We start from the raw sequence: 26,463 nt of genomic DNA on the forward strand, positions 1-26,463 counted from the left end.
CCCCCCCCAATACCGCGTCGTTAGAGATACGCGGGCAGCTTCGCCTTCCATTCGCTCATCAGGATCAAGGTGCCTTCTACGGTCTCGCCGTTGTTGACCAGTTCGAGCTCGCCGACCGGCGTTGCCTCGTCCCATTCGAAATGGTCCGAGAGGAACGACAGCGCGTCGCGCTTGTAGGCCGTGTCGAGATTGTCAAGCTGGTCGCCCTTGGTTTCCAGCACTGTGATCCGCTTCGCTTCGCCGTCGCGCTGCACGGCGAAGATGAAATCCGGATAGATTTTGGCCCTCTTCCACCCCTGAACGCCGTATTGCGTCCGCGCGACATTGCGGTGCCACCATGCTAGCGTCTTCTCACCGTCGAGATAGACCGCTACGTCCCGCTCGTCGCTATTCAGCTCTTTCTCGTAAACCGGCGCGAACAGGCTCTTTTCGAGCGGGCCGCCCGTGCGGTTCAGGAGCTGGCGCGCGTTCTCCGGTTCCGTCGTTTCAATGCTGAACGGCATCCGCCAGTTGCGGCCATCAAGGCGCAACCGGAACTGAATGCGTCCTGCCGCGACCTCGGCCTTGAACAGGGCCTCGGCGTGCGCGTTCCGCGCGGCATCGAGGCCCTTGCGCAGCTCTTCCACGATCAGGCTGGCGAGCAATCCGAGCTTAGCGTCATCGAAGCCGCGCGCCCGAAGGGCCGTAACCGTTGCGCCGACAATCTCGCGGCCGACGAAGGGATTAGGCACGATGTCGGAAATCATCCGGACGGCATGCGCGGGATCGAAGGCGAGGATTTCCGCATTGGCGGCCACCGTCTCGCCGACGAACAATTCGTCGCCGTCCTCGGCAAGCCTGATCCGTTGGAGCTGGCTTTCCGCCGCCTGTGCGTTTGCGGGCACCCGATCCGCGATGTTCTGCGGATTGAAGCCCCGCCAGTCGAGCGCGGCGAGCACATCCGTCTCGTAGTCCAGCTCGCGCGCGTCGCCGCTTTCCACCACCATCACCTTGGGCAAGTAGATTTCTGTGGAGGCGAACGCCGGGCGGCGATTGATCGTGCGGGCCGTCTGGCCGGCCCCGCTATTGTCGTCCTGCGTCACGCGCAGCACCAGGTCGCCGAGGCCGTCCTGTTCGAGGCCGTCCCTGATGGCGCCGACGACCGTGGCCGTATCGGCGTGATGCGTGATGACGTGACACTCATCGAGCGAATCAACGTCCGTCTTGAGTGCGCCGGGCTGGCGGAGAATGCGACCGACAAGCTGCGTCATGGCCTTGAGGTTGGCGCTTGCCGCAAGGCTGCACAGCACATAGGCAAAGGGGCAATCCCAGCCCTCTTGCAGGGCCTGTTTCGTGATGATCGCCCTGACCCGGTTTGTGGGCGATAAGAGGTCCTGGTTCTCGGGATCGTTTAGATCGTTTTGCTGCGCGGTTTTGATTGCGATTTCCGCTTGATCGAAACCTGCCGTCAGGAGCCATTCCTTCACGTCTTCGGCATGGATATGGCCGCTTTCGCGCTGATCCGCGCCTGTGCGCTCGACCTGGATCAACATGATCGGGCGAATATAGCGGCCCGTATCAGCTTGCAGTCGCCGGGCTTCGGCATCCAGCGCGTTAAGCTTGGTAAGCGCCGCGTTCAGCGTCGCCCTCCAGTCATTGCCCTGCCGGGGATCGAGGTTGAGCGGCATCTTTATCATGCCCTCGCGGTCCAGCTCGCGCCCCGTCACTTCCACCAGCACATTGGCATAGCGGCCTTCGCGCGGATTGCGGCCGCCGCGCGGCTGCACATCCTGCGGCGTGGCGGTCAGTTCAAGCACGAAACAGGGGTTGAATCCGTAGAGCGTGCCGAAGGCGAGATCGGAAATGGCGCGGTGGCCTTCATCCATAACGACCACGGGCCGGATGATCCGAAGGGCATTCCCGAGGGAATCCTTCACCATCGGGAACATGCCCGTATAGGCGGAGAGGTTCGGAGTGCGATCGATGGCGGCCTGATGCGCCTGTTGTTCGCCTTCGGGCGGGAAGAAGCCGTGCACGTCGCCCCGGTCCTGAAACATTTTCAGGGAATCCTGCGTCTCGCGGTTCGCGGATTGCAACATCAGCAGCATGACGCAGAGATTGGTTTCCACGTCCCGCACATCGAGCCGGTCCGTTTTCTCCATGATCTTCACGCGCCCCGCCGCTGCGCGGTCGAGCGCCTGACGATAGGGGTGCTGTCGATCCTTCAGGTGCTTGAGGGTCTGCGTATAGATCGCCTCGTTCGGCACAATCCATAGGACGAAGCCGGAGTTGCGGTCGAGATAGCGGCCCATCACCCGCGACACGGCGGAGACGGCAAGCCACGTCTTGCCGCCCCCCGTCGGTACTTTCAGCACCGCATTGGGCACGGGCCGCTCGCAGCCGTCCATGCGCGGCGAGAACGGAATCGCGGCGCGGGAAGCGGGCAGCTTCCCCGCCGCCTTCATCGCTTCCCAAGCCTCTTTCGCGAAATCCGGAATGGCAAGGCCAAGGTCCGGGTCTTGCGCGGCAAGCGCCGCCACCTTGTCGGCGCGCGCCTTCTTTTCCTTCAAAAGGTCGAGATAGTCGTCAAGCGTCTTGATGACGCGGTCCTGATAATCGAGCTGACGAAACACGGCGTCAGCTCCGATCTATCCGGTAGAGCGCGAAGGGCAGCGGCACGAACTCCACGGGGATGTTCTGTTCCGCCAGCATCTTCTGGCTCACGAACCGCGCCGGGGCGAAGACAAGGTGCCGCTTGTCCGGATCGGAGGCGGCGAATGCCTTGGCGCGCGCCAGCGTCAACGCCGCTTCCGGCGACTTCAGCCAATCGAGATCGGGCTTGTAGATCAGCCAGACATGCTGGCCTTCCATGGCACCAAGATAGAAATCATCCTCGCGCACAGCGGCGGGATCGAGCGCGTGATTGGTCGCCATGTGGAACAGCGCCGCGCCGAGACCGGCATAGGGCGGCAGGGTTTCGCCGCTCAGCACCTTATCCAGCTCGACGGGATCGCCGAGGGTGCAATAGGTGAAGGTGCCGCCGAGGCCGGTTTTATACTCGTCGTCCTTTGACGTCGGAACGCCCTGGATAAGGCGGCGAACACGCTCTGCCGTCAGTTCGTCGGCATAGTCTTCCATTTCGACAAGGATAAACTTCCGATTTCCGCCATCCCTTTCGTTCAGTTTCATGACCGCCTGCGCCGTCGTTCCGGAGCCAGCAAATGAGTCGAGAACGACAGCATCCGGGCCAGCGGTGTATGAAAGAAGCCACTCAATCAGTGTGTAGGTCTTTGGATTCTTGAAGGCTTGCTTCGACTCTGGAAAAATCTTTTTCAGCTCATTCGCGCCGCGCCGACCATCTATTTCAATGATCCCCGGCATCTTCTCCTTGTAGTCCTTAACGTAGGTCTTGAGGCGGATGAGCTGATCGGGATCGTCGCTGAAAATGATGCGGTCCTGCGCAAGCAACTCGTCGCGGGTGTCTTCAGGAAAGCGGTATCCCATGAGCGGTTGGGGCACCAGTTTCTGGGTCTTGGGATTCATTAAATCCCAGCGATAACCCTCACGGCCTGGGTTGTGGACGCTTCGCGAGGCAGTGAAAATCCCGCCCCGGTCGATCTGATTATACTCCTGCAAGGGGCCGAGTTGCGGCTTATGCAGCCGGAACCATTCCGCATACTGGGATGAAAGCTCATCATCACTTAAGTTGGCGGCCAAAAGCTCCTGTTCCTTCGCAAGAAGGCAATCTTTCAGGTCCGACCACGGAGAACTCCAGATAGGCGCAACGCCATCCCGCTCCAAGCAAAATACATGAACATACTCATGCTCAATCGCGATATTCGTTGGATTATTATCTGTCGCATTCTTCCAGATAATGGTACCAAGATGAGGATTGCTTTTAGGATTATTATTGTCGCCGAATGTAGCGTGCAGAAGATGCTTGAACAGAGCGACTTCGTTATCGTCGATGCTCGCAAAAATGACTGCCCCCGGCTTCATGAGGTCACGTAAGAGCTGAAGGCGCGGCCACATCATGCACGCCCACTTGTCATGCCGAAGCGTGTCATCGACGGTGATCGGATTGCTATCGAGCCACTCCTGAATCACCGGCGAATTGACTTTATCGTTATATGACCAATCGCTCTTGCCGGTATTGTAGGGCGGGTCGATATACACGCAGTCCACCTTGCCCGCGTAGAGCGGCAAGAGCGCTTTCAGCGCATGCAGGTTGTCGCCGTGGATGATGAGGCTGCCGTCAAGCGCGACAGGACCGATGCCTTTGTCTGCATCGGGCACGAGCGGACGGAAGGGCACCGCCAGATGGTGGTTATAAACAAACTCTTTGCCCTTGAAACTCAGCTCCGTCATCGCCCCTCCTCAACCTCACCTCCTGCGGCGCTCTCGGCGCGACCAGTGGAAGTGATCTTTAGCTAGCCAGCGCCCCGACCGCGTCGAATCGGTTCAACCTAACGGAGCAGCCCTCCGCCGCAAAAAAGCAACCGCACAAGAGCGTGGGCGAGATCCATCGACAGCCATCATCCGGTTCGACATCACCGTGGCATACCTGTTGACAGTATGCCACGGCCGTGTCATTCGTCCGCTCATGAGCACATACACAGACACCCAGATCCTTGAAGCCACCCAGCTGCCCGAGCGGCAGCTCCGCGTGCTGATCACGTCCAAAGGCGCCGTCCCCGAGAGCGGCGGCAAGGGCGTTGTCCGACGCTGGACGGCTACGACCGTTCGTTATGTCGCGCGGGTCTCCGCGCTGCACAGGGCGGGGTTGAGCCTGAAGCTGGCGAACAAGATCGTCGCCGAGATGCGCGGCGACGCCAATTTTGATCACATCGACCCTGACCATGCCGACGCGGCAGCGAGCCGTGGGTGGTTCGATCCTGAGCAACCGCTGCGGGCCGAGAGCGGCGATGCGATCCTGGGAATCGCTGAGGGCGGGCTTGTGATCCTCACCGACGAAGCTGGAACGCGGCTGATCGGGCGTGTGACCGAGGACGGCTCGGACTTCTGGCACATCTCTTACTTCGTGATGGCCGAGTATCGGGCCCCGGACAGCAACTGGGAGCAGCAGCTTCTGGGGGCCACTTTCATGCTGCGGATCAATCTCAGCCTGGCATGCCGGATCGCGATGCGGCGGCTGCTGGGGATCGAGGTCTACTTCCAGAACGGCCGCCCCTTCAGCCCGGGCCGCAGCCTCTGATGCCACGGCCCGTCCGCCATAGCCCCGGGGATCTGGCGCCAGTCTTCGTCGACCGTAGCACGGCGGCGAGGCTGGTCCAGATCAGCGTGGATACCTGGGATAGCTGGGTCCGCAGCGGCTTCGTGCCGCGCGCCCGCGTCCAGCATGGCGGCATCACTCGCTGGCACTGGCCCGAGGTCGAGGCCCAGCTTCTTGCCGCTCGCCAGCCCGGCGAAATCGACCCATACATGAAGGGGATTGCCGATGCAGCGCCGCGCCGCAGCCGTCACGCTTCCCGCTAATGTCATGCGGATCAGGGGCCGCAACGGGAAGCACTACTACTATTTTCAGGAGCGCCGCGGCCAGAAGGATGCGGGCGAGCGCTTTCGGCTACCTGGAGACCCCCATGATCCAGTCTTCTGGGCCAAGGTGCAGGAGCTGAGCCTCGGCTACTCGGGCCCCAAGCCTGGCAGCTTCGATGCACTGATCGCCCACTACCGCAGCCTGAGCAGCTACCGCAATCTCGCGCGCAATACACAGAATACCTACGGCATCGCTCTGGGCCATATCTCGGCGGCGCTGGGCGCTCAGGAGGTGCGGGGTTTTCAAGCGCGTCATCTCTACGCGCTTCAGGAGGCCCATGCCGATCGCCCGTCGATGGCCAATATGATTGTCCGGGTGATGAGCGTCCTATTGCGGGAAGGCGTCCGCGCTGACTATTGCGCCTCGAACGTCGCTAGGGATGTGAAGCAACTCAGAGAGAACCCTGATGGCGCCGCCCCGTGGAGCGAAGCTGTCTTCTCGTACGTGCTGCGGAATGCGCCCGAGCGACTGATGAGGGCTGCCGTCTTGGGGCGGGCAACAGGTCAGCGTGCGGTCGATCTGGTCCGTATGCGCGGCGCCGACCTCCACGAGCAGGGCATCAAATTCACCATCACGAAGTTGCGCGGGGCGCCTCACTGGTGCCCGTTACCGAACGATGCGTGGGCGATCATCAAAGCTTGGGATGAGCAACCCATGCTGCCATTTCTGCACAAGGACGGTCGCTTCTGGAACGAAGAGCGGCTGCGTGAGGAATGGTTGGCTTGGAAGCGTCAGCACTCCGACCACATTCCTCAGGATGCGACCCTCCATGACCTTCGCGCCAATGCTGTTTGTGACCGTCGGAACGCGGGTGTGCCGCACCAGCAGATCGTCGCCCAGCTCGGCATGTCGCAAGGGATGGTCATGCGCTACTCGAAGCACATCGACCAGGCTTTGAACGCCGTCGAGGGCATGGCCCTGATGGAACGAGCCGAGAACGGCGTGTTGCAAAACATCTACGGCTCAATTGCAAAACGGTCCGCGTAAGCGGTTGTTTGGACGTCGCTTTCGACCGCTTCGGCGTTTAATTGGCGGTTAAGTCCCCGCCCGTGGCATGATCGCGCGGCCGAATCGCCGGCCTCAGATGAAAGGCGACGCCTTGGTCCGTTTCGAGAATGTCGGTCTGCGCTACGGGCTGGGGCCCGAAGTGCTGAAGGATCTCTCCTTCGGCATCGAGCCGCATTCCTTCCAGTTCCTCACCGGACCCTCCGGCGCCGGCAAGACCAGCCTGCTGAAGCTGCTCTTCCTGTCGCTGCGGGCGACGCGCGGCATCGTCACCGTCTTCGACCACGACACCTCGCGCCTGTCCAAGGACGAGCTCTCGGTGCTGCGCCGCCGAATCGGCATCGTCTTCCAGGACTTCCGCCTGCTCGATCACCTGACCACCTACGAGAACGTCGCGCTGCCGCTGCGCGTCCTCGGCAAGGAGGAGGCGAGCTACCGCTCCGAGGTCATCGACCTCCTGGAATGGGTCGGGCTCGGCGAGCGCATCGACGCCTATCCGCCGATCCTCTCCGGCGGCGAGAAGCAGCGCGCCGCCATCGCCCGCGCCGTCATCGTCCGCCCGGAGATGTTGCTGGCCGACGAGCCCACGGGGAATGTCGACCCCCCGCTCGCCAAGCGCCTGCTGCGCCTCTTCGTCGAGCTCAACCGCACCGGCACCGCCGTGCTCATCGCCACCCACGACCTCTCCCTGCTCGACCAGGTGGAGGCGCGCCAGCTCGTCATCCGCGAGGGCAGCCTCACCGTCACCGATCCCCACCATGCCGAGGCGGGCGGATGGTGAGCGGAACCCGCCGCAGCGCCGCCCTGCGCCACTGGCTGGCGACCCGCGAGCGCGACGGGCTCGCCGGCACGGCGGCGGCCGGTCATCGCCCGCGCGGCGCCTCCCTCGTGCCGCCCTCCTCCATCGCCGGGCGGGCGCTGGCGGTGATCATCGCCATCATGACCTTCCTCGGCTCGCTGACGGTGGGCAGCGTCGATCTCGTCCGCACCGCCGCCGCCGACTGGACCTCCTCCATCGTGCGCGAGGCGACCATCCAGGTCCGCCCCGTGCCGGGCCGGGACCTCGCCGCCGACGTGACCCGCGCCACCGAGATCGCAGTGCGCTTCCCGGGCGTCGCCGACGTCTCGCCTTACACGGCCGAGGAGACGCGCCGCATGCTCGAGCCCTGGCTCGGCACCGGCCTCGGCGCCGAGGACCTGCCGATCCCGCGGCTCATCGTCGTCAAGCTCGCCGACGACCGCCGCACCGACATGGAGGCCTTCCGCCGGGCTCTCGCCGAGGTGCCCCCCGCCAGCCTCGACGACCACCGCCAGTGGTTCGATCGCCTGCGGGCCATGGCGCGGGCTGTCATCGTCGTCGGCCTCGTCATCGTCGCGCTGATGGTGGCGGCGACGGGGCTCTCCGTCGTCTTCGCCACCCGCGCGGCGGTGGAGACCAACAGGCCCGTGGTGGAGGTGCTGCATTTCGTCGGCGCCCGCGACGCCTTCATCGCGGGCGAGTTCCAGCGCCATTTCCTCTGGCTGGCGCTGAAGGGCAGCCTCGCCGGCGGCCTCGCCGCCCTGGGGGCCATCATGCTGTCGGGACTGATCGCGGGACGCTGGCGGGCGACCGCCGGCGGCGACCAGATCGAGGCGCTGTTCGGTGCCTTCTCGCTGGGGCCGACCGGCTATGCCGCCATCGCCGGCCTGGTGGTGCTGGTCACGGCGGTCGCCGCCCTCACCTGCCGCTTCACGGTGATGCGCACGCTGGGGGCGATCGACTGAGGACTGCGGGAACCCTCAACGAGCGAAGTGCGTCCCGCCGTCGATGCCCCGTCACTCCAGCAGGCGCTGGTAGTTGATGCGGAACAGCCGCTGGTCCGGCCGGGTGCGCGGGTCGAGGTTGTGGAGGGCCACGGAGGTCTCGTAGCCCTGGGCGTCGTAGACCGTCCACTGACGCAGCGTCATGTCCGAGGCGTTGAAGAGCACCATCAGCCGGTTGGTGCCGCCGAGCGCCTGGCGCTCCTCCAGCATGACGATGACGTATTCGGGGTCGCGCGTGACCGAGGTGACGTTGGCGTCGCGCAGGATGTCGACCCGGTCGGACAGGAGGAAGCGTAGCGGCGTCTGCGACAGGGGGTAGATGTCCTGGGTGTTGAGCCGCCGGTCGCGCACCGCCACCGACTGGCCGTCGGCGATCACCTCCACCGGGCTCGGCGGATTGTACTGGAAGCGGATCTTGCCGGGCTTGTCGAGATAGAGCTTGCCGGTGGTGCGGCGGCCGTCGGGGCCGATCTGTACGAAGTCGCCCTGCATGTAGCGGATGCTGTTGAAGTAGGCGTTGACCTGCTGGGCGATGTCGCGGGAATCGGCGTCGACGCCGCGCGCGGCGCGCGGTGCCGCGCGGCGCACCGGCGAGGACAGGGGAGCGCCTGCGGCGGGGGCGGCGGCAGGCGCCGTTCCCGGCTGGGTCGGCGGTGCCGTGGGAGCGCCGCGAGCCGGCGGGGTGGCGCCGCCGGGCGGGCCGAGCTGGAGCGGCGCGCCCTGGGCTAGGATGAGGGGCCGCTCTCCGGCGGCCGCCGGGAGGGTGGTCGAGCCGAGCCCGGCGAGGGCCGCGAGGGCGCAGCCGAGGGCCGCCATCCGCGCCGCGGAACCGGTCGGCGAGGGCCGGCTCGCGCAGGTCTTTGCGGTCATCGTCTGTCCTCGGGGCAGCTCGGTCATCAGGGTCATGGCGAAGGGGAGATAGGCAGCCGTTGGGGCGATTTCGAGGCGGCAGCCCGTCAATCCGCCGCCTCCGGCACCAGGATTTCGCGCTTTCCGGCGTGGTTGGCCGGGCCGACGAGGCCCTCGCGCTCCATCCGTTCGATCAACGAGGCCGCGCGGTTGTAGCCAATCTGCAGCCGGCGCTGGATATAGGAGGTCGAGGCCTTCTTGTCCCGCAGCACCACCTGCACCGCCTTGTCGTAGAGGTCGGCCGGCTCCTCGCCGAAGGCGCCCTTGTCGAAGACCGCGCCGTCGTCGCCGTCGCCCTCCATGCCGTCCTCGTCGTCGGTGGTGACGGCGTCGAGATAGTCGGGCGCGCCCTGCATCTTCAGGTGGCCGACGATGCGCTCCACCTCCTCGTCGGAGACGAAGGGCCCGTGGACGCGGCTGATGCGCCCGCCGCCGGCCATGTAGAGCATGTCGCCGCGGCCGAGGAGCTGCTCGGCACCCTGCTCGCCGAGGATGGTGCGGCTGTCGATCTTCGACGTCACCTGGAAGGAGATGCGGGTGGGGAAGTTCGCCTTGATCGTGCCGGTGATGACGTCGACCGAGGGCCGCTGCGTCGCCATGATCAGGTGGATGCCGGCGGCGCGCGCCATCTGCGCCAGGCGCTGGATCGCGCCCTCGATCTCCTTGCCCGCCACCATCATCAGGTCGGCCATCTCGTCGACGATGACGACGATGTAGGGGATCGGTTCGAGCCCCATCTCCTCCTGCTCGTAGATGGCCTCGCCCGTCTCGCGGTCGAAGCCGGTCTGCACCGTGCGGGTGAGAACCTCGCCCTTGGCCTTCGCCTGCGCCATGCGGGCGTTGAACCCGTCGATGTTGCGCACGCCGAGCTTCGACATCTTCTTGTAGCGCTCCTCCATCTCGCGGACCGCCCATTTCAGCGCCACCACCGCCTTCTTCGGGTCGGTGACGACGGGGGTCAGCAGATGGGGAATGCCGTCGTAGATCGACAGTTCCAGCATCTTCGGATCGACCATGATGAGCCGGCACTGGTCCGGCCTCAGCCGGTAGAGCAGCGACAGGATCATGGTGTTGATGGCCACCGACTTGCCCGAGCCGGTGGTGCCGGCGACCAGCAGGTGGGGCATCTTGGCGAGGTCGGCGATGACGGGGTCGCCGCCGATCGTCTTGCCGAGCGCGATCGGCAGCTTCTCCTTGGCGGTGATGAAGTCCTGGCTCGCCAGCATCTCGCGCAGCAGCACGTTCTCGCGCTTGGCGTTGGGCAGTTCGATGCCGATGGCGTTGCGGCCGGCCACCAGCGCCACGCGGGCCGAGATGGCGGACATGGAGCGGGCGATGTCGTCGGCGAGGCCGATGACGCGGTTGGAGCGGGTGCCCGGCGCCGGCTCCAGCTCGTAGAGCGTCACCACCGGCCCCGGGCGCACGTTGATGATCTCGCCGCGCACGCCGAAATCGTCCAGCACGGAGGCGAGCGTCGCGGCATTGTCCTGCAGGACCTCCATCGACATGGAGGCGTCGCGCTCCGAAGGCTTCGGCTCGGTCAGCAGGTCGAGCGGCGGCAGTTCGTAGCTGTCGTCGGCCCCGTCCGGCGGCGGCAGCGGCAGCTTCTGCTGGACGGCGGCCGGGCGCGGCGCCGGGGCGGGCGCATGGATGCGCGGCCCGGCGGCGGGCTTCGGGCCGAGATCGGAGGGCAGCGGCGGCTCGTCGTCCTCCTCCTCGGGCTCCTGGGCCGGAGCGATCCGCGGCGCCGCCACGGGCAGGGGCACGGGCTCCTCAGAAGCGGGGCGGCCGGCGAGAGGGGCGTGATAGGTGCGCGGCTGGCGGTCGGGCGCGGCCTCGATGACGGGCTCGCGGCGAATGCCGGAGGTCTTCTTCGCCGGCAGCACGTCGTCGTCGGGTTCGGTGAAGAAGGCCTTGGCGCGGGCGGCGAGGCCGGCGCCGGCGGGAGCGGCCGCCTCGGTCGGAGGCGCGCCGGCGGCAGCGCGCGCCGTCTGCGGCGCCTCCGCCACCATGCGGGCGAGGCGGGCACGGGTCGACAGCATGCCGTGGGCGACGGCGCCCACCGCGCTCGACACCATGCCGCCGACGAAGCCGGGCTCGCGGTCCTCCTCGGCCGGACGGCGGGCCTTGGGCGCGACGCGGTCGATCTCCTCCGCCAGCGTCTCGGGCTCCGGCCTGATGATGCGCCCGACGGCGGCGGCGAAGAGCAGGAGGCCGATGCCGCCGGCCACCGCCATGGCGAGGTAGCGAGCGAGGCCGGTCGGACGGCCGAACAAGGCGGAGAGGACGGTCAGGCCGCCGTCGCCGATGACACCGCCGATGCCGGTGGGCAGCGGCCAGCCCGAGGGCGAGGGCAGCAGTGAGGCCGCCACCGCCAGCACCATGGCGGCGCCGATGCCGAGCGGCACGCGCAGGCCCTCCCGGTCGAAGGGGCGGGCGCGCAGCATCAGCCAGCCCCAGATCGCCGCGACGGCGAGAAGGGCGATGGCGGCGAGGCCGAAGAGCTGCATCAGCAGGTCGGCGAGAATCGCGCCGGGGCGCCCCACCCAGTTCTTCACCGGTGCGTTGGTGGCGTGGCTGAGCGAGGGATCGCCCGCCGTCCAGGTCAGCATGGCGACGGCGGCGACGAAGACGGCGGCGAGAACGCCGAGGCCGGCGAGACGACGCAGCTGGCGCCGCATGGCGCCGCCCAGGCCGTCGGGAACCAGCGAAGGTCCGGTGTGCCGGCGCACCACTGCCATCGTCATTCATCCCATGCGTGCGGGGAGCCGCGGCGGGACGGCAGGCGCCGAGCCCTCCCCGGCAGGCCCTCCGGTTCGGCTGCGACCTTACCGAGGCAACGGTTGACGCCGGATTAACCATCGCCCCGCGGTCCGCACGCCGGGCGTGACCCCCCCGCGAAAAGAAAAACCCCGGCGCATCGCTGCGCCGGGGAGTCTTGCCTGTAGGAGGACAGGCTTCAGAGATTGTAGGCGCGCTCGCCGTGCTCGGCGAGGTCGAGACCCTCGCGCTCGCGGTCCGCCGTCACCCTCAGGCCGACGATGACGTCGACGATCTTGAAGAGGATGAAGGAGCCGATGCCCGACCAGGCGATGGTGAAGAGCACCGCCTTCAGCTGGGCCCAGACGGCCGTGCCGAACTCGTAGGCGCCGACGGCGAGTTCGCCGGGCTTGGTCTCGTAGTCCGGGATGCCGGCGCCGCCGAGGGCGGTGTTCACCAGGATGCCGGTGGCGATGGCACCGATGATGCCGCCGACGCAGTGGATGCCGAAGACGTCCAGCGTGTCGTCGTAACCGAAGGCGTTCTTCACCGTCGAGCAGAAGATGAAGCAGACGCCGCCGGCGACGAGGCCGAGCACGATGGCACCCATCGGACCGGCGAAGCCCGCCGCCGGGGTCACGGCGACGAGGCCGGCGATGGCGCCCGAGACCGCACCCAGGAGCGACGGCTTGCCCTTGGCGGCCCATTCGACGAAGAGCCAGGACAGGGTGGCCGCGCCGGTGGCGACATAGGTGTTGATCGCGGCCATGGCGGCGGTGCCGTTGGCCTCGAGGTTGGAACCGGCGTTGAAGCCGAACCAGCCGACCCAGAGCAGGGCGCCGCCGATCAGCGTCATCACCAGCGAGTGGGGAGGCATGAGCTCCTTGCCGTAGCCGATGCGCTTGCCGATGACGATGCAGCCGACGAGGCCGGCGATGCCCGCATTGATGTGGACCACCGTACCGCCGGCGAAATCGAGCGCGCCCCAGGAGAAGAGCAGACCCGCATCGGCCTTGACCTCGGCGAGCTTGGCCTCGGCCGCGGCCTTGGCGGCGGCATCCGTGCCGGCGGCGGCGACCGCCTTGACGGCGTCGGCGATGGCGTCGGGGCCGGCCCAGTACCAGACCATGTGGGCCATCGGGAAGTAGATGAAGGTGACCCAGAGGACCGTGAAGAGCAGCAGGGCCGAGAACTTCACGCGCTCGGCGAAGGCGCCGACGATGAGGGCGGGCGTGATGCAGGCGAAGGTCATCTGGAAGAGGATGTAGGCATATTCCGGAATGACGACGCCGTTGGAGAAGGTCGCGGCGGTGGAATTGCCGTCGACGCCCATCAGGAAGGCCTTGGAGAAGCCGCCGACGAAGCTGTTGAGCCCGCCGCCCGAGGTGAAGGACAGCGAGTAGCCGTAGGTCACGTAGATGATCGACACCAGGGCGACGATGACGAAGACCTGCGTTAGCACCGACAGCATGTTCTTGGCCCGCACCAGGCCGCCGTAGAACAGCGCCAGGCCCGGGATGACCATCAGCAGCACGAGATAGGAGGAGAAGAGGACGAAGGCCGTGTCGCCGGAATTGGGCTTCGGCGGCGTGGCGGCCGGCGCCTGGGCGAGGGCCGGCTCGGCGAGGGCCGCGGCAAGACCTGCCAGCGCCAGCGCGCCGAGGCCCCACCTGGAAAGGCTCGATCTCATCATGTGGACAATCTCCAGAGGCATGTCTTTTGCGGTGGGAAGGCGCATCACAGCGCGTCGACGTCGGTTTCGCCGGTGCGGATACGCACGGCGTGCTCGATCGACGTGACGAAGATCTTGCCGTCGCCGATCTGGCCGGTCTTGGCGGCGCCGGCGATGGCCGCGACCACCTTCTCGACATCCGTGCCGGGCACGGCCACCTCGATCTTCAGCTTCGGCAGGAAGCTCACGGCATATTCGGCGCCGCGATAGATCTCGGTATGCCCCTTCTGGCGCCCGTATCCCTTCACCTCGGTGACGGTCAGGCCGTGAACCCCGATGCCGGTGAGGGCGTCGCGGACCTCCTCCAGTTTGAATGGTTTGATGATCGCCATCACGATCTTCATGTCGTCATCCCCGATTGGCTCCGTCGGGACACCGGGTCCTGCGGAGCGTGTGTGTCTGCGAGCCGGCCACCGATCCCGAAGGCCGAAGTCCGAACCGGGATGAGGGAATCAAGTCGCGTGCCACACGCGGCAGGCCTGGAATTTCGTCGCCATTTCAGAGGCTTGACCGAGAGGACGGGACAGCATGTCGCGGCGGTTCGGGCCATATGCCCGAATTTTAGGCAAGGGTCGAAGTTCGCCCGAGTTCGGCCGTCATTTGGGTCCGGGAATGCCTAGGAATGCGGCAGGTGCCTCAGCCGCGCTTCTTGCGCAGCAGCCCTTCCTGGGCGACGGAAGCCACCAGCACGCCCTGCCGCGTGTAGATCGAGCCTCGGGTAAACCCCCGCGAGCTCTGCCCGGATGGCGAATCGTGGGCATAGAGCAGCCAGTCGTCGGCGCGGAACGGCCGGTGGAACCACATGGCGTGGTCGAGGCTCGCCGCCTGCACCGACTGGTCGAAGAACGAGCGGCCGTGCGGCACGTTGGCCGCATCCAATAGCGTCATGTCCGAGGCATAGGCCAGCACGCAGCGATGGACGACCGGATCGTCGGGAAGGGGCGCCGTGGTGCGGATCCAGACGTGGAACTTGCCTTCCGGCTGGCGCTCGCCGGTATAGCGGCCGAATTCCACGGGGCGGATCTCGATCGGCCGTTCCCGGGCGAAATAGGCCTTCATCGCCTCGGGCATATGGGCGTGGAAGAGCTGGCGCACGTCCGCCTCCGACTTCAGCTCCTCCGGCGGCGGCACGTCCGGCATGGCGAACTGGTGCTCCTCGCCCTCCTCCTCGACATGGAAGGAGGCTGACAGCGAGAAGATCGCCGCGCCGTGCTGGATCGCCTTCACCCGCCGCGTCGAGAAGCTGCGCCCGTCGCGCACCCGCTCCACCTCGTAGATGATCGGCGCCTTCGGGTCGCCCGGCAGCACGAAGTAGCCGTGCAGCGAATGCGGCCGGCGGTCCTCCACCGTGCGGCAGGCGGCCACCAGCGCCTGTCCGATGACCTGGCCGCCAAAGACGCGCTGCCAGCCGTCCTGCGGGCTCTTGCCGCGGAAGAGGTTCACCTCGAGCCGTTCGAGGTCGAGGATTCCGAGGAGATTGGCGACGGCGGACATGGGGGCTCGCGGAACGGACGGGGGTCAGTCGCCAGAAATCACCCTCGCGGCCCCCGGGTCAACCGCCGTCAATGCGCCGCCGCGCTGCGCTTGGTGGCGAGCGAGGCCGCGATCACCAGCACGGTGACGGCAGCGATCATCAGGGTGGAGATGGCGTTGATCTCCGGCGTCACGCCGAGCCGCACCTGGCTGTAGATGCGCATCGGCAGCGTCGTCGAGCCCGGCCCGGTGGTGAAGGAGGCGATGACCAGATCGTCCAGCGACAGGGTGAAGGCGAGAAGGAAGCCCGCCACCACGGCCGGAGCGATGATCGGCAGGGTGATGCGGCTGAACACCTGCCAGGGCCTGGCACCGAGATCGGCGGCGGCCTCCTCGAGCGACCGGTCGAAGGTGACGAGCCGCGACTGCACCACCACCGCCACGAAGCCGCAGGTGAAGGTGGCGTGCGCCACCGTCACCGTCCAGAAGCCGCGGTCGATGCCGAGCGAGACGAAGAGCAGCAGCAGCGACAGGCCGGTGATCACCTCCGGCATGACGATGGGCGCATAGACGAGGCCAGAGAACAGCGTGCGGCCGGCAAAGCGCGTGTAGCGAGTCAGGGCGAGGGCCGCGAGCGTGCCCACGACGGTCGCGAACGCGGCCGACGCCGCGGCGACCTTCACCGTCATCCAGGCCGCGTCCATGAGCTGGCGGTTCTGCCAGATCGACGCATACCAGCGCGTCGAGAAGCCGCCCCAGACGGTGACGAGCTGGCTCGCATTGAAGGAGAAGATCACCAGGATGACGATCGGCAGGTAGAGGAAGGCGAAGCCGAGCGTCAGCGCCGTGGCGTCGAGGAAGCGGGAGCGGGGAGAGGTCATCGCCCGGCCTCCAGCTGCCGCGCCTGCTGGCGCTGGTAGACCATGATCGGCCCGACGAGGATGGCGAGCAGCAGGACCGCAACCGCCGAGGCCACCGGCCAGTCGCGGTTGGAGAAGAACTCCGTCCACAGCGTCTTGCCGATCATCAGCGTGTCTGAGCCACCGAGCAGGTCCGGGATCACCACCTCGCCGGTGATCGGGATGAAGCAGAGGAAGCAGCCCGCGACGATGCCCGGCAGGGAGAGCGGCACGGTGATGCGCCAGAACGCCTTCCACGGCGGACAACCGAGATCGGCGGCGGCCTCGAGCAGCGTGCGGTCCATCCGCTCCAGCGTCGCGTAGAGCGGCAGCACCATGAAGGGCAGATAGGAATAGACGACGCCGATCAGCACCGCCGTCTCGGTGTTGGCGATCTGGAGCGGCGCGCCGATCAGCCCCAGGGCGAGCAGCAGCTCGTTGAGCAGGCCCTCGGGCTTGAGGATGCCGATCCAGGCGTAGACGCGGATCAGGAAACTCGTCCAGAACGGCAGGATCACCGCCATGACCAGGATCGGCCGCCAGCGCTCGGGTGCCCGCGCCATGGCATGGGCCATGGGATAGCCGACCAGGAGCAGGATCGCCGTGCCGATCAGCGCGATGCGGATCGAGGACAGGAAGGCGTCGATATAGAGCCGGTCGCCGGCGATGACGGCGTAATTGTCGGCCGAGAGCTCGCGCGCCTTGGCGAGCCAGCCCTCGGGGCCGTCCGCGAGCCCGAAGGTCGGCGTATAGGGTGGAATCGCCGTCGCCACCTGCGACAGCGACATCTTCGCCACGATGGCGAAGGGCACGAGGAAGAACAGCGCCAGCCACAGATAGGGCACGAGGATGACGGTGCGGCGGGTGGCGCGCTCGCTCATGGGGCGAACTCCGCTGCAAATCCCGCACGCGAGCCGCCACCTAGCCGGATCATGCCGTTCCCGTGGCTCCCACCGCACGTCACCCCCGGCGAGGCCGAAGGCCGAGGGAAGGGGGTCCAGGGGCCGAAGGGCCCGGCCGTTGGAGCCGGCGCAGCGGGATAGCAGCCGCCCGCGTTCATCAGGCAACTCCTGGATCCCCTTCCCCTCGCTTCGCTCGGCCGGGGATGACGGACGGCGGGATGAGCCGGGTCGCCGTGACCCTCGAGCCGCGCCGCCGCTTTACCTCTCCCCGGCGGGGAGAGGTCGGCCGCAGGCCGGGTGAGGGGGAGAGAGCGGGCAGCGCCACATCGGCAGGAGCCACCCTCACCGTCATGGCCGGGCTTGTCCCGGCCATCCACGACTTGAACACGCCGCTCTGGAGAAAGTCGTGGATGCCTGGGACAAGCCCGGGCATGACGACGCGAAGCGGCCAGCGTCAGATACCCCGCCATCATCGCACCAGCAGGATGAGCGCGTCCGGCGCGACGGCGAGCTTCACCGCGTCTCCCGCCGCGACCGGCCGCTCGACGCTGCGCGCGGCGTTCGCCACCGCCGCCTTCAGCTTGAGACCCGCAGCCTCCACGTGGTAGGTCGTGCGCCCGCCCAGATAGCCGACATCGTGCACCGTGCCGGCCATGGTGGCGCGGCCGTTGGAGATCGCCTCCTCCGCCCGCACGATGCGGGTCTTCTCGGGCCGCCAGGCCACCGCCACCGCCTGTCCGACCGACACGCTCTCCGCCCCTCCGGCCACGACGAGATTGCCGGCGGCCGTCGCCACCGTCACCCGGCCCGCTTCCACGGCCGAGACCCGGCCCTCCACGAGGTTGATGTCGCCGATGAAGCCGGCGACGTAGCGGCTCGCCGGCGCCTCATAGACCACCGGCGGCGTGCCGACCTGAGCGATCCGCCCCTTGTCCATCACGGCGATGCGGGTCGCCATGGTCATGGCCTCGTCCTGGTCGTGGGTGACGATGATGAAGGTGAGCCCCAACCGCTCCTGCAGCGCCATCAGTTCGAACTGCGTCTCCTCGCGCAACTTGCGGTCGAGGGCGCCCAGCGGCTCGTCGAGCAGCAGCACCTTCGGCCGCTTGACCAGCGCCCGGGCGAGCGCCACGCGCTGCCGCTGGCCGCCGGAGAGCTGGTGCGGCTTTCGCCCGGCGAGGGTCTCGAGCTTCACCATGCGCAGCGCGTCGCCGACACGCTGCCCGATCTCGTCGCGCGGCCGGCCCTCCATCTCCAGCCCGAAGGCGACGTTCTTCTCAACGCTCATATGCGGAAAGAGCGCATAGGACTGGAACATCATGTTGACCGGCCTGAGATGCGGCGGCACGCCAGCGAGATCCTCGCCCGCCAGCAGCACGCGTCCCTCGCTCGGCGTCTCGAAGCCGGCGAGGAGGCGCATCAGCGTGGACTTGCCGCAGCCTGACGGCCCGAGCAGCGCGAAGAACTCGCGCTCGTGGACGGCGAGCGTCAGCTCGGCGACGGCGGTCTCGGACCCGTAGCGCTTGGTCACGCGATCGAACAGGACGAGCGGCACCGCGGCCGGGTCGTCCCATGGCGCGAAGACGGTGCGCGCCGGCCGGCCGGGAGGCTCCACGGTGCTAGCGGCCGGTCTTCGCCCGCGTCCAGGCGCGGGTGATGACGCGCTGCAGGCGGGCATCCGGGCTCGTCACGGTGAAGAGCCGCGCCATCACCGCATCGGGCGGATAGACGGAGGGGTTGTCGCGCACGGCCGGCGCGATCATCGGCTTCGCCGCCAGGTTGCCGCTGGCATAGGAGACGAAGCTCGCCACCTTGGCGATGACCTCGGGCCGGTTGAGGTAGTTGATGAAGGCGTGGGCGAGGTCGGCGTTCGGCGCGTCGGCGGGGATTGCCATCTGGTCGAACCACATCTGCGCGCCTTCCTTCGGGATGACGTACTGGATGTCGACGCCGTTGCCGGCTTCCTTCGCCCGCTTCTGCGCCTGGAAGATGTCGCCCGAATAGCCGACCGCCAGGCAGATGTCGCCGTTGGCGAGAGCCGAGATATATTCGGAGGAGTGGAACTTGGTGACGAGAGTCCGCAGCTTCTGCACATGCGCCGCGGCGGCCTCCCAGTCCTCGGGTTTCTTCGAATTGGGGTCGCGGCCGAGATAGCGCATCACCGAGGGCAGGAAGTCCTCGGCGGTGTCGAGGAAGTGGATGCCGCAGTCCTTGAACTTCGCCAGCGTGTCGAAGTCGAAGGCGAGCTTCCACGAATCGAGCGGCGCGTCGGGCATGCGTTCGCGGATCTTGGCCACGTTGTAGCCGATGCCGGTCGTGCCCCACAGATAGGTCACCGAAAAGGCGTTGCCGGGGTCGTAGGCGGCCACCCGCCGCTGGATCTCCGGCCAGAAGTGGACGCGGTTCGGAATCTTCGCCATGTCCAGCCGCTGGTGGACGTTGGCCGCGATCTGCCGCGACAGGAAGGGCGCCGAGGGCACCACGATGTCGTAGCCGGTGCGCCCCGCCAGCAGGCGGGTCTCCAGCACCTCGTTGGAATCATAGGTGTCGTAGGTGACCTTGGCGTTGAACTCGCGCTCGAAGTCGCGCAGCACCTGCTCGTCGATATAGTTCGACCAGTTGAAGATCCGAAGCTCCCTGGGGGCCTGCGCGGCGGCGGCGGCCGCAAGACCGAGCGTCGCGAGACCCGCGACGGCGATTGTCACGAGGAAGCGTGGGACCATGATGCCATCCTTGATGCGGCCGGAAAGGGATGGGGCAATCTAGGCAAACGGGCCCGTTTAGCAACAGCCGAGGCGCTCGCCGAAGTGGCGGCAGATCGTCGTCTCCAGCTCCGGGAGCACCGCGCGGAATCCCTCCCCCGCCACCATGCCGGACCTGAGCCGGCTGCGCACCTCGTGGTGGACGGCCTCCTGGTCGATGCCGGTGACCCGCCCGTCGCTGAGGACGGTGCGCCCGGCGACGATCGTCTCCTTCACATGGCGGGCCGTCGCCCGGGCGAAGAGGAGTTCGACCGGCTCCACCGGCATCAGGGCGTCGGCATCGAGCGCCGCCCTGTCGACGAGCACGAGGTCGGCCGGCGCACCGGCAGCGATTCGCCCCGTCACCGGCGAGTTCAGCGTCGCGTGCCCGTTGGCGAGGACCGCCTCCAGCACGTCCTCGACCCTCATCTCCCGCTCGAAGCCCCAGCCGGCATGCAGCGACCAGATCAGCCGCATCTCGCGCAGGAGGTCGTCGTCCTCGTCGAAGGCCTGGCCGTCGATGCCGATGGCGAGCTTCACCCCCGCCTTCAGCAGGGCGGCGACCGGCGCGAGGCCCGAGCGCAGCGCCAGGTTGGAGGAGGTGTTGACCGAGACGGTGACCCCCGCCTCCGCCAGCAGGTCGATTTCGCCCGGCCGCGCCCAGACGCAATGCGCCAGCGTCAGCCGGGGCGACAGGAGCCCGATCTCCTTGAGGTGGGTGACGATCCCCTGCGGGAAGGCGGCATCGGCATAGTCGCGCTGGTAGCGCGTCTCGAGGAGATGCATGTGGACGCGCCTGCCCGTTCTCGCCGACGCCTCGGCGATGGCCTCGAGCAGCTCCGGCGTCGCCCATTGCACGCCCTGCGGCCCGTATTGCACGTCGACCATCGGCCCGCCGATGGCCTCGGCGACCGCGTCGACCCGTTCGAGCTGCGCCGCCACGGGCAGCGGCGCCACCGACAGGAAGCGCTTTTCCACCTCGGCCCGCGCCTCCGGCGAGAGGTGGTCGAGCACCGGCGCGCTGTCGCCATAGACCAGCGGATTCTGGTTGCGCATGGCGACGGCGAAGGCGATGCGCAGCCCCGCGTCGGACGCCGCCCGCGCCACCTCCCTGACTTCGTCGACGTAAGGGGTCAGGCCCTGCACGCCGGTATAGTGGACCATGGCCGCGCCCTGCCCGCCGGCGACGGCGCGGGAGAAGGGGGCGGCCGCCGCCAGATAGGGATCGAGCGGGGCGAAGAGCCGGAGGCGATGCAGCCAGACCTCCAGTGGCCGACCGAAGCCGCCGATGGAGGAGGTGCGGATGGTGCGGCCGTGGTCGTGGGCATTGGCCAGCGCCGGCATGACCACGAGGTCGTCATGGGGCTCGCCGGCGGGCAGCGCCTCCACCGCCGTGATCGTCCCGCCGTCGAGCGTCAGCCGCGAGGGTCCGCGCGTGCCGTCACGGTCGACGAGGGCGGAGCAGGTGATGGTGCGCATGGGTGGTCTCCGCCCCGCCGTCCCGGTCGTCATGCCCGGGCTTGGCCCGGGTATCCACGCATTCCTGCACCCGGGTTTTCAAGTCGTGGGTGCCCGGGACGAGCCGGGCACGACGCGGTGAAGCGTCACGTCACCGCCAGGTCCTTGCGGTGGGCCCAGCCGGTGACGCGGCTCTCGGCCAGCGAGAACAGCGCGTAGAGCCCGACGCCGAGGCCGGCGAGGATGAACAGCCCGGCGAAGACCAGCGGCACGTTGAAGGTGGAGGAGGCCACCATCATCATGTTGCCGATGCCGCGATTGGAGGCGACCGTCTCCGCCACCACGGAGCCGACGAAGGCGAGCGTCACCGCCACCTTCAGGGAAGCGAAGAAATAGGGCATGGAGCGCGGCAGCGAGACGTTCCACAGGATGTCCCACTTCGACGCCTTCAGCGTCTTCATGACGTCCTCCAGCTCCGGCTCGACCGTGGCGATGCCGGTGGCGACGTTCACGACGATCGGGAAGATGGAGATGATCGCCGCCGTGAGGATGGCCGGCACGGTGCCGGCGCCGAACCACAGGACGAAGATCGGCACCACCGCCACCTTGGGGATCGAGGAGACGCCGACGAGGAGCGGATAGGCCGTGTCGTAAGCGAGGCGGGAGGAGCCGATCCCGACCCCGAACAGGATGCCGATGACGACGCCGATCGCGAAGCCCACCAGCGTCGTGAACAGCGTCTGCGCCGCATGTGGCTGGATCGCCGGCCAGTACTCGATCAGCGAGGCGATGATCTGGGTCGGGCGCGGCAGCACGATGTCGGAAATGCCGCCGACGAGGCAGGCGACCTCCCAGAACACGAAGACGCCGACGATGAGGGCGATGGAGGCGGACTTGCGCCGGATGAGCTCGCGGATGTCGTCCATGTCAGTGTCCCCCCGCCTGGACGATGCCGGTGCCCCCGCGCGCCTCGACGATGAGGCTGCGCAACTGCTGGTTCAGCGCCACGAAATCCGGCTCGTAGGTCATGTCGATGGTGCGGGGACGGGCGAAGGCGACCGTCGAATCGTCGAGGATGCGGCCTGGCCGGGCGCTCATTACGCAGATGCGGTTGGCGAGGAAGGCCGCCTCGCGCAGGTCGTGGGTGACGAGGAGCACCGTCGTCTTCTTCGCCATCCACAGCTCCTGCATGATCTGCCAGAGCTCCTCGCGGGTGAACTGGTCGAGGGCGCCGAAGGGCTCGTCGAGCAGCAAGAGGTCCGGCTCGTGGACGAGGGCGCGGCAGAGGTTCGCCCGCTGCATCATGCCCCCCGAGAGCTGCCAGGGGTACTTGTCGCCGAAGCCGGCGAGGCCGACCTGCGCCAGCAGCGCATCCGCCCGGTCGCGGAACTCGCCCTTGCGCTTGGCCCGGAACGCGGAGCGGAACGGCGGCACGATCTTCAGCGGCAGCATGACGTTGTCGCGGATGCTGAGCCAGGGCAGCAGGGTCGGATTCTGGTAGGCCATGCCGATGCGGATCGGCGTCGCGCCGAGCTCGCGCCCGCCGACGAAGACGTGGCCGGTGGAGGGCTTCAAGAGGTCGCCGACGAGCTTCAGAAGCGTGGACTTGCCGCAGCCGGACGGGCCGACCAGCGCGACGAAATCGCCCTCGCGGACGGAAAGGCTCGTCTCCGACAGGGCCTGGACCTTCTTGTCGCCCTTGCCGAAGCGCACCGAGACCTTCTCGAATGCGATGAACGGCCGGGCGTGGGAGACGAGCGGCGATGTGCCCGATTTCTGGGCAGCCGCCTCCTCATCGTCGCGGGGAACGGCGGCGGGGGAAGCGAGGGTCATGGCAATTCCGGGCTGGGGGCGCACGGCGGCCCGTGAAGGTCCCCTCGCCGTGGCAAGACGGATGCCAAGGAACGCCCTCAGGACAGCCCGTGAGACCGTTCGGGGTCCGGCCGACGGCTGCGTTGCGCTGCCCCACCGGCTCGGGCAGGCTCGCTGGGGCATTCCCCGGACCGGAGACATCTATGGACCTCGACGCCATCGCCGCCCGCATCGGCCGCCTGCTCGTCGAGCGGCGCGAGACCGTCGCCGTATCGGAATCCTCCGCCGGCGGGCTGATCTCCGCGGCGCTCCTCTCGGTGCCCGGCGCCTCGGCCTATTATCTCGGCGGCGCCGTGGTCTACACGCCGAAGGCCCGCGACGCGCTGCTCGGCATCTCCACCCGGCAGATGGTCGAGTCCGGCATCCGTTCGGCCTCCGAGCCCTGGGCGGCGCTGATGGCGAAGACCATCCGCGAGAGCCATGGCGCCACCTGGGGCCTCTCCGAGACCGGCGCCACCGGCCCCACCGGCAACCGCTACGGCGATCCCGCCGGCCATGCCTGCCTCGGCCTGGACGGACCAACGGTCATGGCCATGACGCTCCGCACCGGGTCCGACGACCGCACCGCCAACATGCGCGCCTTCGCCGCCGCCGCACTCGGCCTGTTCGAGGATGCGCTGGAGGGGCGGAACTGAGGGACCAGTTGTCGACCCTCGCGCCTCGGACTCTCCTGCCAGATCTGCCCCTCACCCTTACCCTCTCCCCGCCCGCGGGGAGAGGGGGACTACCGCGCCGCGACTTCTCTCATCGATTGAGCCTGGCCCGACGGTGCCGGATGGGCGGGTCGTCATAGCCCCCCTCTCCCCGCGGGCGGGGAGAGGGTAAGGGTGAGGGGCCGGGGAGCAGGCGTACCAAACACGAAGGGCGGACCCATGGCCCGCCCTCCGCATGCGATCCGCCTCGTCCCGCTCAGTCGCGAACGAGAATGTTCCTGAACTGCCAGGGGTCCGAGGTGTCGATGTCCTCCGGGAAGAAGCCCGGGCGCCCGGCGAGCGGCGTCCAGTCGGTGTAGGTGCCGATCACCGGTCCGAGATAGGGCTTCTGCACCTCGAGGCAGCGGCGGAAGTCCATGTCGTCGGCTTCGACGATGCCGGCCTCCGGGTTCTCCAGCGCCCAGACCATGCCGGCGAGCACGGCCGAGGTCACCTGCAGGCCCGTGGCGTTCTGATAGGGCGCGATGCGCCGCGTCTCCTCGATCGAGAGCTGCGAGCCGTACCAGTAGGCGTTGCCGGCATGGCCGTAGAGCAGCACGCCGAGTTCGTCGATGCCGTCCTCGATCTCGTTCTCGTCGAGGATATGCCACGTATCCTGCCGCTTGCCGGCGGCGCCGAACATCTCGTGCAGCGACAGCACCGCGTCGTTGGCGGGATGGTAGGCGTAGTGGCAGGTCGGCCGGTAGGTGACCTTGCCCGAGGCGTCGCGCACCGTCAGGTAGTCGGCGATCGAGATCGCCTCGTTGTGGGTGACGAGGAAGCCGTACTGGGCGCCGGGCGTCGGGCACCAGGAGCGCACGCGGGTGTTGGCGCCGGGCTGCAGCAGGTAGATGGCGGCCCCGCAGCCGGTCTCGTGGGTGCCCGCATTGGCCGGCATCCAGGTCTCGTGCGTGCCCCAGCCGAGCTCGGCCGGCTGCAGGCCCTCCGACACGAAGCCCTCGACCGACCAGGTGTTGACGAAGACGTTCGGCGGCTTCGGCTTCTTCGAGCGCTGGGTGTCACGCTCGGCGATGTGGATGCCCTTGACGCCGACCTTGGCGGCGAGCGCCGCCCATTCCGCCTTGGTCTTCGGCTCGGTGAACTCGACCTTGTGGTCGGTGGCGACGTTGAGCAGCGCCTGCTTGACGAACCAGGACACCATGCCCGGATTGGCGCCGCAGCAGGACACGGCGGTGATGCCGCCCGGCTTACGCGCGCGGGCTTCGAGCACCCGCTCGCGCAGCATGTAGTTGGAGCGCGCCGCCGGCCCTTTCGACGTGTCGAAATAGAAGCCGGCCCAGGGCTCGGCCACCGTGTCGATGTAGAAGCAGCCGAGTTCGCGGCACAGCTCCATGATGTCGACGGAGGAGGTGTCGACCGACAGGTTGACGCAGAAGCCCTTGCCGCCGCCGGCGGTGAGCAGCGGTGTCAGCAGGTCGCGGTAGTTCTCCTGCGTCACGTGCTGCTGCACGAAGCGGATGCCGCGCTCGTCGAGGAGCTTGCGGTCGGTGTCGACCGGATCGATGACCGTCAGGCGCGTCTGATCATATTTGAAATGCCTCTCGATCAGCGGCAGGGTGCCGCGGCCGATGGAGCCGAAGCCGATCATCACGATCGGTCCGGTGATTTCATGATAGACGGGCCATGAGCTCATGCGAGGTCTCCGCTCTTGCATGGGAACTGAAAACGGGTCCGCGGCGGCCACGCCGGGACCCGGATGAGGTAACGGCGCGTCTTTGGACACGGCGCGACCCGTCCGTCAACACCCTCTTCGCGTGACGGCGTGATGACGACGGCCGAAGAAGCGCCTCAGCGCGCCCGCCCCTTGGCCTGCACGCCGGCCCTGCGCGCAGCCAGATCCTCCGGTGCCAGCGCCCCGTTGTGGCGGCGCGACCGCTCTGCCTCCAGCGCCATAGCTTCGCCGAAGGCGAGGTCGTAGCCCTCGTCCACCAGCCGCTTGTAGTCGGTGAGGAAACCGGCATCGACCTCGGCGATCTCCTGCGCCAGGGCCATGACGTCGGCCATCAAGCCGGCGGCGGGTACGGCCCGGCTGACGAGGCCCCAGGCGCTCGCTTCCGTCGCGGTGATGAACCGGCCGGAAAAGGCCATCTCCTTCGCCCGCGAGGGCCCGATGATGCGGGAGAGCTTCTGGCTCAGCCCCCAGCCGGGAACGACGCCGACGCGCTGGTGCGTATCGGCGAACCGTGCCGTGTCGGCGGCAATGAGGATGTCGCAGGCGAGCGCCAGCTCGAAGCCACCGGTGATGGCGACGCCGTTCACCGCGGCGATGACCGGCTTCGGGCACTGCGCGATGGCGTGGATCGGGTTCGGCCGCTCGCCGTCACCCTCCACCATGCCGAGGAGGCCGGAGGTGGCGCCGAGCTCCTTCAGGTCGAGGCCGGCGGAGAACGCGCGCTCTCCCGCCCCGGTCAGCACCAGCACCCGCGCCGTTTCGTCACGCCCGAGCGCGACGACCGCCGCGGTGAGCGAGCGGATCAGCGACTGCGACAGGGCGTTCATCGCCTGCGGGCGGTTGAGGGTCAGCACCGCCACCGGCCCGTGGCGTTCGATGAGGAGTTCGGTCATGGCGGTCTCCGGCAAGGTCCGGCCGACTGTGCGGCGACCGGCTCCGTCGCGCATCCCGGCGGTTCGGCGGAGGGGTGGGATGTTCGGATCGACCG

General features: G+C 67.7%; 21 protein-coding genes. 5 read left to right on the top strand and 16 right to left on the bottom strand.

Annotated features, from left to right (window positions below; all coding sequences use genetic code 11):
* Nucleotides 1–20: 20 nt before the first annotated feature.
* Nucleotides 21–2,612, bottom strand: coding sequence for a DEAD/DEAH box helicase (locus tag C6569_RS17085; protein WP_106750007.1), 2,592 nt, complete (start codon nucleotides 2,610–2,612; stop codon nucleotides 21–23).
* A 4-nt stretch (nucleotides 2,613–2,616) separates the two neighbouring features.
* Nucleotides 2,617–4,347, bottom strand: coding sequence for a site-specific DNA-methyltransferase (locus tag C6569_RS17090; RefSeq protein WP_181313796.1), 1,731 nt, complete (start codon nucleotides 4,345–4,347; stop codon nucleotides 2,617–2,619).
* A 187-nt stretch (nucleotides 4,348–4,534) separates the two neighbouring features.
* Here C6569_RS17090 and C6569_RS17095 point away from each other — a divergent pair, with 187 nt between their 5' ends.
* The 4 genes from C6569_RS17095 (at nucleotide 4,535) to C6569_RS17115 (ending at nucleotide 8,305) form a co-directional block, all read left to right on the top strand.
* Nucleotides 4,535–5,194, top strand: a complete 660-nt coding sequence (locus C6569_RS17095; RefSeq protein WP_146144833.1) for a hypothetical protein — start codon at nucleotides 4,535–4,537, stop codon at nucleotides 5,192–5,194.
* 243 nt (nucleotides 5,195–5,437) lie between these two features.
* Entirely contained in the window at nucleotides 5,438–6,523 is a 1,086-nt protein-coding gene (locus C6569_RS17105; protein ID WP_106750010.1) for a tyrosine-type recombinase/integrase, read from the top strand.
* Between the two features lie 112 nt (nucleotides 6,524–6,635).
* Nucleotides 6,636–7,322, top strand: a complete 687-nt coding sequence (gene ftsE, locus C6569_RS17110) for a cell division ATP-binding protein FtsE (protein ID WP_181313797.1) — start codon at nucleotides 6,636–6,638, stop codon at nucleotides 7,320–7,322.
* A complete protein-coding gene (locus C6569_RS17115) occupies nucleotides 7,316–8,305 on the top strand; it encodes a cell division protein FtsX (protein ID WP_245898134.1) in 990 nt (329 codons plus the stop codon). Before ftsE ends, C6569_RS17115 begins: the two co-directional genes overlap by 7 nt.
* A 51-nt stretch (nucleotides 8,306–8,356) precedes the next feature.
* Here the strand turns inward: C6569_RS17115 and C6569_RS17120 are convergent, their stop codons facing one another.
* From C6569_RS17120 to C6569_RS17175, 12 genes are all read right to left on the bottom strand, one after another.
* Nucleotides 8,357–9,214, bottom strand: coding sequence for a LolA family protein (locus C6569_RS17120; protein WP_245898135.1), 858 nt, complete (start codon nucleotides 9,212–9,214; stop codon nucleotides 8,357–8,359).
* Between the two features lie 86 nt (nucleotides 9,215–9,300).
* Complete coding sequence (locus C6569_RS17125; protein ID WP_106750012.1) at nucleotides 9,301–11,994, bottom strand: FtsK/SpoIIIE family DNA translocase; 2,694 nt, start codon at nucleotides 11,992–11,994, stop codon at nucleotides 9,301–9,303.
* Nucleotides 11,995–12,212: 218 nt separating this feature from the next.
* The gene (locus C6569_RS17130) at nucleotides 12,213–13,706 is read right to left on the bottom strand and encodes an ammonium transporter (protein WP_106750013.1); all 1,494 of its coding nucleotides are present in this window, start codon (nucleotides 13,704–13,706) and stop codon (nucleotides 12,213–12,215) included.
* A gap of 44 nt (nucleotides 13,707–13,750) precedes the next feature.
* Entirely contained in the window at nucleotides 13,751–14,089 is a 339-nt protein-coding gene (locus C6569_RS17135; RefSeq protein WP_106750014.1) for a P-II family nitrogen regulator, read from the bottom strand.
* 292 nt (nucleotides 14,090–14,381) lie between these two features.
* Nucleotides 14,382–15,239 (bottom strand): acyl-CoA thioesterase II, encoded by an 858-nt coding sequence (gene tesB, locus C6569_RS17140; RefSeq protein ID WP_106750015.1) that lies wholly within the window; start codon nucleotides 15,237–15,239, stop codon nucleotides 14,382–14,384.
* A gap of 68 nt (nucleotides 15,240–15,307) precedes the next feature.
* Nucleotides 15,308–16,099: an ABC transporter permease gene (locus C6569_RS17145; protein WP_106750016.1), complete on the bottom strand. Its 792-nt coding sequence runs from the start codon at nucleotides 16,097–16,099 to the stop codon at nucleotides 15,308–15,310.
* Nucleotides 16,096–16,998 (bottom strand): ABC transporter permease, encoded by a 903-nt coding sequence (locus C6569_RS17150; RefSeq protein ID WP_106750017.1) that lies wholly within the window; start codon nucleotides 16,996–16,998, stop codon nucleotides 16,096–16,098. Before C6569_RS17150 ends, C6569_RS17145 begins: the two co-directional genes overlap by 4 nt.
* Before the next feature lie 490 nt (nucleotides 16,999–17,488).
* Nucleotides 17,489–18,634, bottom strand: coding sequence for an ABC transporter ATP-binding protein (locus C6569_RS17155; RefSeq protein ID WP_245898136.1), 1,146 nt, complete (start codon nucleotides 18,632–18,634; stop codon nucleotides 17,489–17,491).
* A 4-nt stretch (nucleotides 18,635–18,638) separates the two neighbouring features.
* Nucleotides 18,639–19,742, bottom strand: coding sequence for a polyamine ABC transporter substrate-binding protein (locus C6569_RS17160; protein ID WP_106750019.1), 1,104 nt, complete (start codon nucleotides 19,740–19,742; stop codon nucleotides 18,639–18,641).
* A gap of 57 nt (nucleotides 19,743–19,799) precedes the next feature.
* Nucleotides 19,800–21,239, bottom strand: coding sequence for an amidohydrolase family protein (locus tag C6569_RS17165; RefSeq protein WP_181313798.1), 1,440 nt, complete (start codon nucleotides 21,237–21,239; stop codon nucleotides 19,800–19,802).
* A 125-nt stretch (nucleotides 21,240–21,364) separates the two neighbouring features.
* On the bottom strand, nucleotides 21,365–22,144 hold the full coding sequence (locus C6569_RS17170; protein WP_106750021.1) for an ABC transporter permease: 780 nt from the start codon (nucleotides 22,142–22,144) through the stop codon (nucleotides 21,365–21,367).
* 1 nt (nucleotide 22,145) lies between these two features.
* Nucleotides 22,146–23,051: an ABC transporter ATP-binding protein gene (locus C6569_RS17175; protein ID WP_106750022.1), complete on the bottom strand. Its 906-nt coding sequence runs from the start codon at nucleotides 23,049–23,051 to the stop codon at nucleotides 22,146–22,148.
* 182 nt (nucleotides 23,052–23,233) lie between these two features.
* Here C6569_RS17175 and C6569_RS17180 point away from each other — a divergent pair, with 182 nt between their 5' ends.
* Nucleotides 23,234–23,725, top strand: coding sequence for a CinA family protein (locus C6569_RS17180; RefSeq protein ID WP_106750023.1), 492 nt, complete (start codon nucleotides 23,234–23,236; stop codon nucleotides 23,723–23,725).
* A gap of 274 nt (nucleotides 23,726–23,999) precedes the next feature.
* Here C6569_RS17180 and C6569_RS17185 read toward each other — a convergent pair whose 3' ends face one another.
* On the bottom strand, nucleotides 24,000–25,436 hold the full coding sequence (locus C6569_RS17185; protein WP_106750024.1) for a homospermidine synthase: 1,437 nt from the start codon (nucleotides 25,434–25,436) through the stop codon (nucleotides 24,000–24,002).
* Nucleotides 25,437–25,591: 155 nt separating this feature from the next.
* The gene (locus C6569_RS17190) at nucleotides 25,592–26,368 is read right to left on the bottom strand and encodes an enoyl-CoA hydratase (RefSeq protein WP_106750025.1); all 777 of its coding nucleotides are present in this window, start codon (nucleotides 26,366–26,368) and stop codon (nucleotides 25,592–25,594) included.
* Between the last annotated feature and the right edge of the window lie 95 nt (nucleotides 26,369–26,463).

This window comes from Phreatobacter cathodiphilus (assembly GCF_003008515.1).
GTDB classification, from domain to species: domain Bacteria; phylum Pseudomonadota; class Alphaproteobacteria; order Rhizobiales; family Phreatobacteraceae; genus Phreatobacter; species Phreatobacter cathodiphilus.